This window comes from Mesorhizobium sp. P160927 (assembly GCF_057766385.1).
In genome coordinates this window covers 3,093,846-3,109,101 of record NZ_JBYMDW010000001.1, presented here as the reverse complement: position 1 = coordinate 3,109,101, position 15,256 = coordinate 3,093,846, and the positions used below count along the sequence as shown (strand labels likewise).

13 protein-coding genes are annotated in these 15,256 nt (G+C 58.3%); all 13 read right to left on the bottom strand.

Going from position 1 to position 15,256, the window contains the following annotated elements; all coding sequences use genetic code 11:
* Positions 1 to 65: 65 nt before the first annotated feature.
* Complete coding sequence (locus tag AC3CB8_RS14910) at positions 66 to 1,400, bottom strand: O-antigen ligase family protein (protein WP_352617965.1); 1,335 nt, start codon at positions 1,398 to 1,400, stop codon at positions 66 to 68.
* Positions 1,397 to 2,659 carry a tetratricopeptide repeat protein gene (locus tag AC3CB8_RS14905; RefSeq protein WP_352617968.1) on the bottom strand — a complete coding sequence of 421 codons (1,263 nt, stop codon included), beginning with the start codon at positions 2,657 to 2,659 and terminating at the stop codon, positions 1,397 to 1,399. The genes AC3CB8_RS14910 and AC3CB8_RS14905 overlap by 4 nt, the downstream gene beginning before the upstream one ends.
* The gene (locus tag AC3CB8_RS14900; RefSeq protein ID WP_352617971.1) at positions 2,544 to 4,925 is read right to left on the bottom strand and encodes a GumC family protein; all 2,382 of its coding nucleotides are present in this window, start codon (positions 4,923 to 4,925) and stop codon (positions 2,544 to 2,546) included. The genes AC3CB8_RS14905 and AC3CB8_RS14900 overlap by 116 nt, the downstream gene beginning before the upstream one ends.
* A gap of 44 nt (positions 4,926 to 4,969) precedes the next feature.
* Entirely contained in the window at positions 4,970 to 5,707 is a 738-nt protein-coding gene (locus tag AC3CB8_RS14895; RefSeq protein WP_352617973.1) for a polysaccharide biosynthesis/export family protein, read from the bottom strand.
* A gap of 32 nt (positions 5,708 to 5,739) precedes the next feature.
* Entirely contained in the window at positions 5,740 to 6,552 is an 813-nt protein-coding gene (locus AC3CB8_RS14890) for a tyrosine-protein phosphatase (RefSeq protein ID WP_352617976.1), read from the bottom strand.
* A 125-nt stretch (positions 6,553 to 6,677) separates the two neighbouring features.
* Positions 6,678 to 6,998 (bottom strand): hypothetical protein, encoded by a 321-nt coding sequence (locus AC3CB8_RS14885; RefSeq protein ID WP_023771474.1) that lies wholly within the window; start codon positions 6,996 to 6,998, stop codon positions 6,678 to 6,680.
* A 311-nt stretch (positions 6,999 to 7,309) separates the two neighbouring features.
* Positions 7,310 to 7,804, bottom strand: coding sequence for a hypothetical protein (locus AC3CB8_RS14880; protein WP_031247794.1), 495 nt, complete (start codon positions 7,802 to 7,804; stop codon positions 7,310 to 7,312).
* A 437-nt stretch (positions 7,805 to 8,241) separates the two neighbouring features.
* A complete protein-coding gene (locus AC3CB8_RS14875) occupies positions 8,242 to 9,369 on the bottom strand; it encodes a glycosyltransferase family 4 protein (protein WP_352617982.1) in 1,128 nt (375 codons plus the stop codon).
* A gap of 34 nt (positions 9,370 to 9,403) precedes the next feature.
* Complete coding sequence (locus tag AC3CB8_RS14870; RefSeq protein WP_352617984.1) at positions 9,404 to 10,354, bottom strand: glycosyltransferase family 4 protein; 951 nt, start codon at positions 10,352 to 10,354, stop codon at positions 9,404 to 9,406.
* 176 nt (positions 10,355 to 10,530) lie between these two features.
* The gene (locus AC3CB8_RS14865) at positions 10,531 to 11,877 is read right to left on the bottom strand and encodes a lipopolysaccharide biosynthesis protein (RefSeq protein WP_352617987.1); all 1,347 of its coding nucleotides are present in this window, start codon (positions 11,875 to 11,877) and stop codon (positions 10,531 to 10,533) included.
* Complete coding sequence (locus tag AC3CB8_RS14860) at positions 11,870 to 13,111, bottom strand: hypothetical protein (protein WP_352617990.1); 1,242 nt, start codon at positions 13,109 to 13,111, stop codon at positions 11,870 to 11,872. Before AC3CB8_RS14860 ends, AC3CB8_RS14865 begins: the two co-directional genes overlap by 8 nt.
* A gap of 128 nt (positions 13,112 to 13,239) precedes the next feature.
* Complete coding sequence (locus AC3CB8_RS14855) at positions 13,240 to 14,052, bottom strand: class I SAM-dependent methyltransferase (protein ID WP_352617993.1); 813 nt, start codon at positions 14,050 to 14,052, stop codon at positions 13,240 to 13,242.
* Between the two features lie 35 nt (positions 14,053 to 14,087).
* Complete coding sequence (locus tag AC3CB8_RS14850) at positions 14,088 to 15,236, bottom strand: glycosyltransferase (RefSeq protein WP_280790488.1); 1,149 nt, start codon at positions 15,234 to 15,236, stop codon at positions 14,088 to 14,090.
* Positions 15,237 to 15,256: the final 20 nt, after the last annotated feature.

The following is a 15,256-nucleotide window of genomic DNA, read 5'->3' as shown; positions in this document are numbered from 1 at the left end:
CAAACGCATTGGCCACGCACGGGCAATCGGCTGGCGCCTCCCGCTTCGGCCGAACCTACCTGGTCCTACGTGGCCGATGCCCTGACCGGGACAAGCAGATTGTCCTCGTCACGGCTGCTGGCCTTACCCTGTTCATCCCTCAGGTTGAGCCGATCGGCAAAACCGCGGTGAAAGACAATACCGTTCAAACAGGCAAACGTCATCGCAAGGGCGGCGGTTCGCAGGGGATAATCGACGAGGGAATGAACGAGCAGAAAAGCTAGCGACAGAAAAGCCGCCTTCTGCAACGGCTCTCCGCGAATTACGGCGGACGATGCGGACAGCAGCACTGCATAGGCAACCATCAGCAAGATAACTGGCAAACCGCCCTCCAACGCCAATTCCAGATAATCGTTGTGCGCATGATTGACATAAGACTTGAAGATCATGCTGCCTTTTTCATGGATCTGGTAAACCTTCTGAAAAGCACCAAATCCGACACCGGTGGTCCAATTCTGTTCAATTCCCTCAATCGTGGTCCGTGCGAATTCGGCTCGTCCGAAGGCCGGGTCGACCACTTTGGCATCGATCTTTGCCCACGCGCCGATCGTGTAGATCGAAAGACCGATGAAAACCGCGAGGATGCCATAACCACCAATCCTCGAACGCGCGGACAGGAAGACAACGGAGATGGCGGTGATCACCAGCCCGATCAAAATGCCAGCCCGCGAACCGGCGGCGAGAAGAAGCAGCAGGAGGGTTACCAGGCCGAGCGCTCCTGAAAGAAGATGGCCGCGGAACAAGCCATAATAAACCACGAACGGGATCGAGACGAAGAGCAAGGCCGAGAAATGGTTCTGGTTGGCAAAGAGACCCGCGTTGATGGTAAACGGCAGCAGTCCCTCAATGGCAACGGTATCGGAGAGCGAATACTGGATCGCCGCCGCCAGGCTGTTGCAGATCACCCCCATGAAAAAGAACGGCAGAAGACCGTAGACCTGCTCGGCGCGCAGGCGCAGGACGGCGAGGAAGAATACCGCGGCCGCGACAAAATAGAGCATGCACTCGACAGTGCGCCCCACTCCGACGCTGACGAAGCGCAGCCGGCTTCCGCCATCCAGCCATGGGTCCGCAAGCAGCACCCCGGGCCGCACCCCTTCGAGCAGGGTCGCTGGCAGCGGCACGACCTGAAAACAGAACACCGCAACCACGAGAGCAAGCAACCACAAGACGACGCGGGGAATTGCCTGTTGCGACGGCCTCGAGAGGATCGCCGCGGCGGAGATGAGCGCCGCAATCTCGATCAGCGTCTCGGTGTACAGACCGCTCGCGGTGCCGCCACCAATCAGCAGGGATAGAAAGAGCACCGAGCCAAGCAGATATTTGTCCCAGTGCGTGGGCTGTCGCGACCGTTCTCTCACGACGATACTCTTTCAATGCTCAATTTGTGCATGACCAACGTCCCGACATACCGAAACCGCCAACTCTGTGCGATCGCGTCCGTTTCCAGTCTCAGCAACTGCATCGGGCACGCCGCCGGCTCAACCGTGAAGTCCAGGGTCAGGCTTCGCCTGTTGTAGGTGCCTTCCGGTATGTTGAAGCGCGCTATCTCGCGTGAGGGAGCGACGCACCTGAGAGACCAGAACAAATCCCTCGGCAGTTTGAGATTCGTGGCCGAAGCGTTCAGGGAAATCCTGTAGGAGCCAGGAGGAAGTTTGATAAATTGCTGAAGCGCCGCGTTCTTGACCGGCGTGTTCAGAAATCGAATCGTCGCTCCGCGGTCGCTTTCACCTGCATCCCGCGACCCGGCGAAGGTGATCTCCATACCCGACCGGTCGTGTATCACCCAGTCGAATGGTTTGCCGCTCTGGACCGGTTCGAAGCCGCCGTTGAAAATGTAGCCGCCCAGTTTCCGTTCCTCGTCGGACAGGCTGAAGAGAAAGAGCCGATAGGCCGGGTCATATTGCCTTTGCTTGATGTGGCCATCGATCACGGCCGACAATTCGTTGGACGTTGGAGGCGTCGAGGACCCCGCGAGATCGAGCAGCAGTTGGTTTGCGGCCGCCAAGCCCTGGTGGTTCTGGCCAAGGGTCGAAAAAAGCTTGCCCCGCCATGGCGCCTTCGTCCGGATGGCGGCGAGCACGGCCCCGTACCCGTCGGGATTGGCGAGAATGGCCGGCCAACCGACGGCCACGGTTGAAAATTGATCAGGCCACCGACGCAGCAAGATATCGATTTCGGCTACAGCCCTTACCAGGTTGCCCGTCTCGACGGAGCGATCGATGGATCTCTGCAATGCGTGTATTTCGGTCTTGGACAGCATTCGAGCCCGATCAAAGAGTTCGAACGCCTGGTCCTTCTCGCCCTGACGATACTTGATCTCACCGATCAGGCTATAGAGGCGTGCATCCGCGACATTGAAACGAAGCGCATTTCGAGCCTTTATGGCTAATCCATCGAGGTCGGCACCGTCGTTCGTCTGGATCAGTTTGCCGGCGATCTCGCCTATCAAAGCATCTACGTTCAACGGATCCAGCGAGAGAGAGACGCTCGGCGTTCCAGTCTCAAGAAGACGACTTAGCCCGATCGACGAAGCTATCAACACCAGAACGGAGGCGACGAACCAAACGCCTGAACGCAGGAGACTTTGCATGCGCGGGCTGGTCTGCTGCTCCACCATCGACTTTGCCCTCGATTTTCGGGGTATTCGTGCCGTATTCGTAATACTGGTAATTCATATATTTGTAGGCGTAGTTGTAGTCGAACTTGTTCACTTGGAATTTCGACATCGCTGCCCCGATGACATTCGCTCCGGCTGCTCGTAGACGCTTCAGAGCCGTTTTGGCGGATTTGCGGGTTACCTGGTTGGTGGAAATCACCATCAGCGTGCCTTCGGCAAGCCGGCCGAGGATCGGCGCATCCGAAAGGCCAACGACCGGCGGCGCATCGATGATGACCAGATCGAAGCGCTTGCCGAGATTGGTGATGATCAGCGCCATCTTGGGCGAAGAGAGCAGGTCAGCCGGGTTCGGCGGTATCGTCCCCGATGTCAGAACAGTCACATTGGGATATTTCGTCGCTCTGAAGATACCGGCCAGATCTTCCTTGCGAACGGTGTTTGTCAGGAGATTGCTCAAGCCGATCGCGTTGTCGAGGCCGAACAGTCGATGCAGATTGGGTTTGCGCAAATCACCGTCGACAAGTAGAATCTTTGCGCCGAGAGCGGCAAAATCTTGGCTAAGCTTGAACGATGTGGTCGATTTACCCTCCGACGGTTCGGAGCTGGTCACCAGCAGCGAACGCGGCGCCCCTTGCGCTCCTGAGAATTGCAGCGACGTCCGCAACGAACGATAGGCCTCCGAAAGCCCCGATTTCTGATCGGCTATGCTGGCTATGAGTTCCCGGTCGTCGACGTGCGGCAAGATGCCGAGCATGGCCAATCCGAGCTCTTTTTCGATCTGCTCCGGATTTGTGAAGGTGTTGTTGAGCAATTCGACGATGTAGATGATCGACGCACTCAAGGCCATGAAGAGCGCCAGGGATATTGCAAGATTGATGCTGAGGCGAGGAGAATAAGGGCTCAAGGGCCGGTTCGCGAAATCGACAATGGCAGCGCTTTGCGTCTTGAGTTCAGAACTCACGCCGACTTCGTTCAGCTTGGCGATCAGGCCGTCATACTGCGACCGGTTGGAATCGACCTCGCGCTTGAGGATGGTGTATTTGATGTTCTTGTCGTTGAAGACGATCTGCTGCTTTTCCAGTTCCATAAGCTTGGCCTTGAGGTCGGCTTCCTTGTTCTGCGCTTCCTGAAATTTCAATCTTAGCGAGTCGGTTATCGCCAGCACGCCATTGTTGTAGAGCCGCTGCAGCTCCTTGATCTGCGACTGCAACTGCTGCATCTCCGGAAAGCCAGGTTTCAGGACGCCTAATTTCTGCTGGTATTGACTTGTGAGGTCCGCGAGCTTTTCACTGAGCTTCTGCAGGCCTTCGCTTTCCAGAACCGGACCGAGACTGGCGCCACGCCCCTTGTCTATCTGGCCCACCATCCGCCCGGCATCGAGACGCTCCTGGATTGCGGTCGCGAGTGCCGTGTTGAGGGCCTCGATGTTTGACCCGATCAGCGATTTGTCGCCGCCGGTGACGGTTATGCCGGCATCCTTGGCATAGGCGACCAGTTCCTCCTCGGACTTCTGCAGCTTCTGTTTGACCTGCAGGACCTGCTCCTGAATGAACTGCCTTGCCAGATCCGACGTCTCGCTGGTCTGGTCGAGACGCTGATCGATGAAGCTCTGGGCGACCTGATTGGCGACATCGCTCGCATATTTCGGCTTTTGGTCGACAAAGGTGATCGACAACAGGCTGGTGTTCGTCACCAGATTGACCGTGAGGTCATCGAGGACGCGCTTGATCGCCATGCCTTCCCGCTCTTCGGGGGTCTTTTCCTGGATCGAGGGCGATTTGGAAATTCCGAAGGCGCGGTAGAAGATGTTGCCGATTGAAAAACTCGGAGTCGGAAACAGGAAGTCCGGCTTTTCGGCTAGGCCCAATTGAAAGACCACGCGCTGTGCCAAGGCCCTGCTCTTCAATTTCTCCCGGGCGGTTAGAAAAGCCCGGACGTCACTGTTTTCGGAAACCACTTCTATGTCCTGGAAGACCTTTGCCGAAGGGACCAGAACCTCCAACTGCGTCGTCGCTTGATATTTGGGTGTCTGCATCATCGTCACAATGACACCGGCGACGAGGCCCGCCACTGCCATCATGACGATCAGCCAGCGATACTGGATGACATAGAACAGCAAACGGAGCGGATTGAAGCCCTCGTGCTGGGCGGCATAGTCACGACCATACGGGCTATAATTTTGCGCCGCATCGTAATAAAGATCCGCGGACAGGCCTTGGCCATGTCCGGAGCCGGCAATTTGGGGCTGCCTGTTGCGATCGAGCATGGCGCAAAGTCATCCTGGTTTGTCCGTGGCCGGCCTTGCCTGTCTTATGGAATGACCGCGATGCGGGCCGCGCTCGAGGCGAGACCCAAGGCGTCCTTGAGATTGTTCATCGCGATTTTCGACTTCGAAGCGAAAACGACGATCACGTCGCCGCCGTAGATGCGCGGGTTGCGATTCTTGCCTGCGCGAATTTCCTCGACATTGTAGTTGGCGACCAGCCTGCTCTGGCCAAAATTGCGATAGACGAACACCTTGCCGCCGTCGCCGACAGCATTGAATCCTCCGGCGAGCGCGATCGCATCCAGCAAGGAAGCGCTGCTGGACACCGGATAGATACCTGCCCTGTTGACTTCGCCGTCGACCGTAATGCGCTGGCCTACCGATTCCTTCACGAAAATCGTCACGTCAGGCGATTGCAGATATTTTGCGCCGTACGCGGTCTCGATTTCCTTCTCGAGCTGACGAACGGTCTTGCCGGCGGCGATCGTCGCGCCAATGAGCGGAAGGGAAATCTGGCCGCTGGCATCGACCTGAACGGTCCTGTTCAAATTATCGACCTGGAAGACGCTGACTTCGAGCACGTCGTTGGCTGACAGCGGCTGCTCGCTGCCATTTTGCGTGTTTTGCGGCGCCGGCAGGTCTTTCACCACCTGCAGCGCACCACCGCCGGCAAGGGCCCTCAAAGACGATGTCGGTTGCAACGCTTCGACCGAGGCCGTTGATGATGTCGAAGAAGAGCTCGCGCAAGCAGAGAGTGCAAGCAACGCGGCCAGCGTCGGCATACCTGCATTGTTTCTGGCAAGATCGAAAATGTTCATCCCAGAGACCCGCTCTTGAACAGCCGACCCAATCCGCCGAAACGGCCCGCGCTGCCGGCATACAATTTCTTGGTGCTCACTTTTCCGATGGGCGCGAGCAGCCGATTCTGCAATATCGCGACCGGCCGTTTTACCGCCATATTGTAGGCTTCATCTTCGCCCCACCGATTTGCTATAGCGACCACGGCCTGGGAAAGCCCCGGCCGACGCCTCGACAGGCCATGCGCATCGGATGCGATGATGTCCACCCTGCCTTCGTCGAGCAGCTTTTCCGAGTAGTAGAGAGCGGTCCGGCCAAAGGCTCCCACGACCGAATCCGCCGTGAGCTGGATAAGGCAGCCCAATGTGTTCAATCGCTCGACTACGCCATAGTTCGATTTGATCCAGGTCAACCGTTCAGGATGGGTTAGGATCGGAATATAGCCAGCGCCAACGAGGCGGGAAGCGAGTTCCTCGAGCCGCGGCGGCAAGATGTGATGCGGTGGCTCGAAGAGGAAATAGCGCGACCCGTTCAACGTCGGCACTTTGCCGAGCTTTAGCCGGTCGGGAAGATCAGGCGAAACATGAACGTCGGCGCCGACGTAGAGGACAAGCGGGATGCCGGCGCGAGCAAGTTCCCTGACCAGCGCCTCGACTGCCTGGGGAATGTTTGTCGTGCCGTTCTCATGGACGCCAGGCATGACGTGCGGGGTGCACACCATATGCGTTGTCCCATCAGCCACTGCCAGCCGCGCCATTTCGAGCGATTCAGCCAGACTGGAAGAGCCATCGTCGAGACCAGGCAGAATATGGGAATGCAGGTCGATCATTGGCGTTTCTGTCTGCATGGAGGCAAAGCGACGCCACAGCCTCGACAAAATACAAACGCATCACCCGCATGGCGGCGAATGACGCATTTCACAAGCTTACTCAGAACAGGAACGCTGGGGGCCGACTAGCGGCTGACGGCGTCATCGTCATCCTGCAGGCCGAGAATAAGGGCCGCGCCACCGCCAGTCGCACCGGCACCGAGGAGAACCGGCAAAACGCCGGGCTCGGAACCGGCCGGCACGACAGCGGCTTGCGGTGCATCGAACGACACGCACATACCGCCCTCGACAGGGTCGATCTGGACGGTCACATTCGCCGGAACGTTGAACGCGCAATTGGTGCCCACAACCAGGGAAGCCGAAGCCTGCGCCCCTGTCATGATGCGTGCGCCCGAATAGACCGACGCCTCGCCATTCACACCGGCATAACCGCCAGCCTGTGACATCCGCACGTCACCTTGGACATTGGTCAACTGGCCGACCACACTTCCCGAAACCGGTATGGCTGCAAGGCAGGAACACTGCGCTGCCTGTGCGAAAGCCGCGGACCCGGCAAACAAGGCATTTCCCGCTGCGAGCGCTACAAAAGCAATAACAACTCCAACTCGACCCGTCATTTCCGCCCCACCGAAACAGCTATTCCCTGCCAGGAATCGCCCACACTATTTCAACAAGTACTAATGCAATATGGTTTAACGAACCCGTCTAAAGACACTATCGGCGCGCCGCGGCCAATCACGGCAGTGGGCCACAGCCTTCAACAGCTGACAGCGCTGTCGTCGTCCTGCGTGGCCGCAAGCACGCCGGTCGCAAGAAGCCCACCAGCAAAAATTCCCTCGGGCGGACCGGAACCGCCGACCGCTCCGCCAGACTGCTGGATGGCGGCGGTCTGCTCGGAGCCAATCAGCTTGAGGCAGATGTTGCCCTCGACAAGAGAGATATCCAGGCTCGAATTCGCCGGCACATCCAGGTTGCAGCCGCCCAGGGCCACGGACGCCGACCCCTTGGCGCCGACCACCACACGACCGCCGGAATCAAGCGTATTTCCTGCCTTGGCCGGGCTGTAGCCGGCGGCCTGCGACACCATCACATCGCCCTTGGCGGAAACAATGGATCCAACCGGATTTGACGCACCATGATAGGCAGTCGCGCAACTGCAAGATGCTTTCTGAGCAGACGCGGAAACGGAACCGAAACCGAAACCGACTGAAACAACAAATCCAACCACCACAGTTCTGACGATGAGATTCATTCGTTTTCCCTTCTCTCGAAGCCGCTCCTTGGAATTTGCCAAATCAAAAGTTCATGACATCAGCGCGTAACAGTTTCTTGCCACGATTCCAACCTGTTTCGCGCTGGCGCTAGAATTTTGACTTGCTCGTGCCTTTGGGATCTCACCACTTTAGCAATTGCGCATGAACAGTTCTGACTATCGCCGACGAATTTCAGATTACCCGACAAACAATTGAGGTTTCATTTTCCCCGTAACTGCGCGCGAGCGCTCCTGATCAGACTTGGCGGACGGGGACGGTGGTTCACCATCACCGATGAAGCCACGGCAGCTTGCGCCTGGTCGGACAATCGTGGACTGGCAGGGGCTCAATGAAGCCCCGGCGATCGGCCGCTAAGACGGAACAGATCCGGTGTCGGCCGGATCACTGCCGAGAAGCGGAAGGCGATAGCCGCTCATCACATGGCGGCAGCCGTGAGCTTCTCTATCTGATGCATGTAACTCTCGACGACGATCGTTTCCGAAAACTGCCGTTCAACCTTTTTCCGGCTCTCGTTCCCCATCGCGTCCCTGGAGTGACCGTCCATCGTCACGAAATCGATCATCCGTGCCGACAGGTCGCTGGCATCCCTGACCTTGCAGAGGAAACCGTTGACGGCATGGTCCACCACCTCCTTGCAGCCGGGCACGTCCGCGGCGATCAGAGGTTTGCCCATCGCGGCCGCCTCCAGCAGCGAGCGCGGCGTGCCCTCCCTGTAGGAAGGCAGGACGACGCAATCGGCGGCACCCAGGAAAGGGCGAACGTCGTCGGTGGCACCGAGATACTCGACCAAACCCTCGTCGACCCATTGCTCGATTTCAGCGCGGCTGATCGCGGTTCGGTTCTCGACATCGAGAAAGCCAAGGAGTTGGAAGCGCACCGCAGGCGCTTGGCGACGGACGAGGCGGGCAGCTTCGATGAACTCACCGACACCCTTGTCCCATAGTAGCCTGGCCACCAGCAGAAATACGACGGCATCGGACGGCGCGCGCTGGCACGGCGACGGCGAGAAGCGCGCGAGATCGACGCCTGAGCCGGGCAGCATCGCGGTCCGTTCCTTGCGCACGATGCGCGCGCCGACGAACAGCATCCGGTCGTCGCCGTTCTGAAAGAAGACCACCTTCGAACGGGCCAGCGCCAGGCGATAAAGGGCTTTGGCGATTCCCTGGAGAAGGCCGCCCTGGACGAAGACAGTGCCGAGCCCCGAAATATTGTTTATGACCGGAATGCCATTCAGGTTTGCAGCCATAGAGCCGAACACGTTGGGCTTGATGGTGAAGCCTACGAACGCCAGCGGCTTCTCGCGGCGCAGGATAAGCCAGTAGCGCCACAGAAGCGCAAGGTCGCGAAAAGGCGAGGTGCCGGAATTGTCGATTTCGATGTCGACGTGGCGGCAACCCATCCCTGGGATCAAGGATGAATACTCGTCCCTCGGCGCGACGATGACGACATCATAGCCGCGCCGCCGCAACCCCTCGATCAGGCCCTTGCGGAAATTGACGACGTTCCAGGACGTGTTGATCGAGATGACAATCTTCCTTCCCACTTCGGACCCCACTCCCCGCCCCTCCGGATATGCATCAGCCCATCGTCTCGCACAGCCGCACGGCGTGCGGCCGCAAAGTCTCGAACAGCCGCAAGATCACATCGTCATCGGCAACTGAAGAAATGCGCGTGAAGCATGCGTCTCTTGCAAGCCTGAGGTCCTCGGGCCGGGCAATAAGCCCGGCAACCGCGCGGGCGATGTCTTGCGGGTCGTCTGGATCGAAGTCGAACCCGGAACCCGGAGGGAGGTAATGCCTCGTGCCGCTGTCACGCGACATCAATACGGCACATCCCGCCCAGGCGGCCTCGACGGGAGATACCGCGGCAGGCTCGGTACGCGAGGGCAATATCAAGAGATCATGAATGGCATAGATCGAGATCATTCTGTCATGAGCTACGTTGTTTTGAAACCGAAGTCTGTCCGCCAGACCAAGCGCTTGGGCCTCTTGCCGCAAGGCCTCACAAAAAGCCGTATCGGAATGCGTCGCCTCCTCGCCGCACAACGTTATGGAGAATGGTGTGGACGCCGAGATCACCGCCAGTGCCCTCAGAAGCAAACTGTGCCCCTTTCGCTCCCGGTATTTTGCCACCATCAAGATTCGGGGCGGCGAATGCAACGGCCTGCCTCGCAGCCCTCCGATCTGGATCGGCTCGAAGGGATTTCCGAATGGCAGGGGCATGGCGCCTCCCGCACCGATAGGGCCAGGATTGGACGGAAGCCGTGACGTGAAGTGCGCAATCCCGAGTTGCCGAAAGACAGCTCTGCGTAACCATGTGCCGCTCCATGCCTGAGGCCTGACATCCTCCTGATCGTAGATAACCAGCTTGCGGCCTTGCAAAATCGCGCACAACGCGGCGATCCTGCAGAACCATCGCGTCACGCCGCGCACGATCACCACATCGGGATTCTCGACCCGAAGATGTCTCCAGTAGGAAACAAGACCAGGAAAGGAAAAGGGCGAGTTTGGGATACCGCTCGGATCCATGTGCATAACTCTTCGTGACAGCGCCGATGGTGCCACCACATTGGGAGAAACAAGTATGTGGTTCTCCGTCGCCCCTGTGTCGACGACGTCGACTGCAACATGATGCCCGGCCGAGGTCAGTATGCGCACCCAAGGCACAACATTGGTGTGATATCTTGGTAGGCAAAACAAGTATCTCAAACTGTCAGACCTGGGATATTTTCCGTGATTCGGATCTGCTTTTTCAGCAACAATTGCGAAACCAGCATCATTGCCGTGTAGACCAGCGCCGATGCGATCAGACCTGCCCATGCAATACCCGGAATTCCGATCCAGCCCGACAGGACGAACGAAAGCGGCAGGTAGACGATGAATGACGACGCCATGATCTTGAGAAGCGGTTTTGTTCCGGCCAGAACCTGGATCAAAGGATTGAAATGCATTCCGGCCAGGCCGAGGCACTCGGCCGCGAACAAGATAGCGAAAAGCAGCGAGGCATCGGCATAGGCCGAGCCGGCGGCCAGAACCACGATGAATTTTTGCAGCACGATACCGCCAGCCGCCATGCCCGCGGCGACACATGCCGAAATCATCGTGATGCGAGCGTTCAACCTGTTTAGGCGGGAAGGAGATTCTTCGTTGGACACTTTCGCCATTTCGGGAAAGATCACCTGGTTCAAGGGGCCGGTCAGCCGGGACATCATCGTCGCCAGACGCGACGCTACGGAATAGGCGCCGGCGGCAACATCTCCTAAAAGACCGGCGACAAGGAACAAGGCTACATGTCGTCTAGCACTCACCAGTGTCGACAGCACACCGGTCCCAGTAGCCATGACAAGGAATGTCCAAAAGAAACGCCGCCTGGAACGGGAACGAAGCGGATTGAATAGTTTGATGTTCTCGCGTCGGGCATAGACAAGCAGCCGGACGAACAGCGTCAGATTGTAGAGCGCACCGATCGCCGCCAACACAGCCACATAGGCGATCAGAGGCGCTTCGATGGCCCAGAGGACGAGCGCGGCAACAACCACGGCAGCCCCCTGGGCGAGTTGATTGCCGGCAATGACGTCGTACCGCCCATTCAGGCGAAGCACCCCCTTGGGTGTGCCCGCGAGGCTGGCCAGCAAGGTGAGACTGTAGATCAGCGCCAGAAGCCGATCCTGGTGGGACACGCCGATCGACTCTCCAAACAGCAGGACCCCACCGGCCGCCATCGCAGTGGCGACAACGGCCGCCGAAACGTCGAGCGCGATCCCGCATGATGCTGCCCGGCCAAGACGCGAGCGCGACCTGGCGGACAGCCTGATGACAGGCTGCCAACTCTCGAACGTAGCGAGGCCGGAGATGAACGTGACATAGGCCTGGATTACGGCGAGGGTGCCAAAATCTCCGGGGCCGAGCGAGCGTGCATTGAGCGCCAACGCGATGATGGAACACAAAGCCGCCACCCCACTTGAGGATGTGGTCACGGTGACGTCCCGGGCGACCCTGCGTGCGCGTATCCATCCAGAAGGTTTGGCTATCGCCGTCATGTCGTCAGCCATGGTCCCGGCGCAGGCCCCGCACTCCCACTTCCATCGCAGGCGCTTGCGGGAAGCACTTTCGATGGAGATACACCAGCCCGAATACGAAAAGCGACACAAGGATGACCCGCTTGGCGGAGATGAACGCGGCGAGCAGTTCCTTGCGCTGGATGTAGAATGTAAGGTGGATGATCGCCACGATCAGACCAGACTTGAGCGTCGCGCTGCGGACGTTGCGGATTATTGCTTCGATGGCGACACAGACCAGGGAAAGAATAATGACGAGCAGCGGAAATCCGGCGTATCCGAAATTTGCATAGAACTCCGCCCAGATATTTGCCGCAACACCGCCACTGTAGCCTGGAAAGAGCAGCGGCTGGACCTGCTCGTTGTAAGTGCAGCCATCCTTGCCGAAGACCGCATCCGAAAATGGAATGAAAGAAAGCGGCACCAACCACAGATTGGAACAAGGCAATGTGTAGTTATATTTTACGATAAGATCCAAATGAGCCAATGTCACGAACTGCTCCAACCCGACAAGGGTGGAATCTGACAGCTGGTCGAATTTCATTTTCTGGCCGACAAGCTCGAAATTCCCCGCCTTCACCGCAGAGTAGACAGACTTGTACATCGCCAGAAAAAAGAATGCTGAAAGCCCGCCGATTACATTCCGTTTGCTTATCATTATCAACGGAACATTCCTGTATCTTATATACAGTAGAGATAGAATAGTTATCGCAGCTGGGGATCGATGCCCAATATAGAGCGTCAAGATTAGCCCAAGGCAGCTCAGGGCAATAACAAGCTTGGATTTCCTCCACCCGGCCAGAGCCCCAAAGACCACGCCGATGACACAAGCATTGTAAAATATATACTGTAATCGACCAGTTGACGATAAAACATCAACCTTAGAAGCGGAGAAAAGTCCCGGGTTCGCAATTGAAATTCCGCCGAAAATAATGATCATCGCGATTATTACCAACGACTCTCCTTGGCTATCTCCTTCAATTTCGAAACTCTGGCGTCTCGGAACGAAGCCAGCCATCGCCGCGACGATGCAAGCCATGGAAACGGCGATGGCATACCCCGTGCCCAAATCATATGTGAAATCATACTTCCTTCCGCCAACGTCAACATACTGAAAGCCGCCGGCAAGAAATGGAAAGAAATAAAGCAGGCTCGATATAAGCAAAAGCATTTGCGGTGTAAGCACAAAGGACGAGACCAGGTAATCTCTTCTGACGTCCCGCACCATCACCCTCGTGCCTAGCTCCCAATATCCTCGCGCCCTGCGGCTCACAAATCCGGCTGGTGTGGCGCTGCGAATGCCTTGCAAGTGCGGTACGGCGGGCAACATGTCGTGCGGAACGGGCCCGCCGACACCTAGACCTCGGCCATGATTACATGGGCCTGAATTTTAGCGGCGACTTCGCCGCCGCCGTGTCTTTCTGCGATGGCGGATGCCGCGTAATCGGTTGCGGCGTCCAGTTTTCCAGCGCCCCTGGCCTCGATTTCGGTGCGAAGAACAGTGCCTTGACAGTAGGCAACGGCCGGAAGACGTGCCGAGGATGCGCGGCTCTGTTCGGCTCTCGTCTCGATCACAACACGGGAGAAACCTGCATCCTCCAGGTCGCGACGGATCAGCACCTTGTCGTGATAGCCGTGCGGCGTGCGTGCCAGGAAGCGCGGGGGATCGTCGGGAAAGATCCGTGCGAGAGCGTTGGTCACGTCATCGGCGAACACATTCTCCTCGATGCGATCCCACACGTTGAACAAAAACCGTCCGCCGGGCTTCAGGACCCGCCTGGCTTCGCGATAGGCAGACGTGCGGTTCGGAAAGAACATCGCACCGAACTGACAACAGACAAGATCGAAGGCCCCATCTTCAAATGGCAGCGCCATGGCATCCGCTTGGCGCCACTCGATGCGGCTGTCAGGAGTTTGTCGCGAAGCCGCGTAGTCGAGCATCGGCTGGTTTAGGTCGGTCACGACATAGCTTGCGTCGGGCGACAGTCTTGGCGCCAATACGCGGGTGACGACCCCGGTGCCCGCGGCGATTTCCAGGACCGCAGCGGGCGATAGAGCCGCGGCTCGTCGTGCGATCTCCGCGGCGAACGGCTCAAAGATCAAAGGCACCATGTAGCGGTCGTAGTTTTCCGGAATCGAGCCTGCGAACAGCTTGTCGGTTTCCAACACGGCAATCCCCACCGTCTGCCTGATGACTCGCGAGGTTACCATATAATTGTCTGTTCCTGGTCGTTTTCCGTGCGCAAGTCCTTGGCGGACAATCTCTCCCATAGCGCGCTGTATGCCCTTGCCATCCGCTCAAGTGAAAAATCGGAGGCGACGCGGTTGCGGCATGCCTGCTGTCTGGTCTCCCAGGATGGCGAGTTGCGGTTTTCCACAGCCATGTTTGTAATGGCGCGAGAAAGCGCGTCGGGATCCTGGCTCGGAACAACACATCCAGTGTTGCCGACAATCACGCCGATATCGCCGACGTCCGTCGCCACGCAAGGCGTACCGCACGCCATGGCTTCGGCGACCACGTTAGGGAATGCCTCGCGCCTCGAGGCAAGCACATGGATGTCGAACGCACTCATGAGAGCGGCGACACCGTCGCTCGGACCAAGCAGCATCACCTTGTCGCGAACGCCGTAACGGTCGAGCAGTCCGGCAAGGTCGTTATTTTCAGGAGAGATTCCGGGGCCGGCGAGAATACATTTGAAAGGGAACTCGGCGCGCGCCGACAGCTTGGACAAGGCAGCGGCGAGATTCCTGTGATCCTTGTCGGGATGCCAGCGGGCGACGCTTCCGATGACGAATTGGCCTTCATCTATCGACCAAGCCCGACGCAGCCGACTGCGCGCCCTCGCATCCGGCTCGAAGACAGCCAGATCATAACCGTTCGGAATTATCGTCCAGTTCGAAGCCGAGTAACCCGCACTGATATGGCGCCGTGACGCTTGTTGCGAACAGCTCACGATCTGGGTCGGGACCACCCGGGACATGAGCGCGCAGGCCCGGTCCGCCATCCGCGTGGCCAAGGGGGCGACAAGCGGATCCAGACCGGAATTGTGCATTCCCCAAACCACCAGCCGGATACCCACAAGCCGCGACAGGACGCCACCAACCAGATTTGCATGGTACATCCAGCACTGGACTATATCAGGCCGATGGGCTGACAAGACACGCCGAAATGCCGCGAGCCCGCCGAGGCTTAGCCTTCCCTTCGGCATCGACAGACAGGCCAGGGGCACCCCCGCCTCCCGAAGCAGCGGGCCATATTTTCCTTCGTCGGAAAGCGAGACCACTGCGTGCGAATGAGTGTGCTCGGCCATGCACAGACGGAACAAAGCCGCCTCAGCACCGCCATTGTGCAGCCCGGTGATGACATGCAGGA